Origin of the sequence: Bartonella sp. AC10YNML (genome assembly GCF_042196825.1) — a bacterium.
GTDB lineage: Bacteria > Pseudomonadota > Alphaproteobacteria > Rhizobiales > Rhizobiaceae > Bartonella.
Genome location: NZ_JBHIRA010000076.1, coordinates 1 through 724 on the forward strand (window position 1 = coordinate 1; position 724 = coordinate 724).

The window sequence follows — 724 nt, forward strand, 5'->3', positions numbered from 1 at the left end:
CATCTTTCCAATCCATTGCTGGTCTATTTTGCGTTTTATGACGTTGTTTTCCTAAGAGCGCGCGTGCTTTTGTTGTTGCTTGTAAATCAACATCCAAACCCAAAGCCGCAGCATGTTTGAGACAAATATTAAGACGGTTTAGTGCTTTCTCTGCTGTTGTAGCTTTTGTATGCCAAATAGGAACAAGCGTGTTGCGTATCTCTGTTTGGGTAATTTCTGAAATGGACAGACAGCCTAATTTAGGGAGAATGTAAAGCCGCAAGGGAGAAAACCAGTTCCCATTCTTACCATCACCTTTTAATTCAGCTTTCCGACTTTCAAAAGTACCCAAAGCGATATCTTTTAAATAATGGAGATTGCTTCACACTTTTGTTTATTGCGTTCTTTAATGGGATCACGACCTTTACGTAAAACAGAATGCCATTGGTTTGCCAATTCACGCTCTTTTTTAAAGAAACATCTCTCAAAGAGCATCCAAGCCCATTTCGCGATGGCGATCATGAATGGTATAACGATAAAACCATTGAGCACTTCCATCTTTACGTTTATGAAAAAGCAAGCCGGCACCATCACACACTTTGCCAGCTCGTGGGTGTTGCGACAGCCCTTGGCACTTAAGACGATTCATAAGAGCCATTTTTAGTTCTTTCTTATACAGTTTTTACCCACACGCCAGCTTCGCTTGTGACGTGCAAGCGAATGGTTTTGATTGATTCAAGATAAA

1 pseudogene is annotated in these 724 nt (G+C 40.9%); it reads right to left on the bottom strand.

The annotated features are described in order from the left end of the window. Positions 1 to 637 (bottom strand): annotated as a pseudogene (locus ACFINA_RS09710) (integrase arm-type DNA-binding domain-containing protein); the annotation flags it as partial. Positions 638 to 724 lie beyond the last annotated feature (87 nt).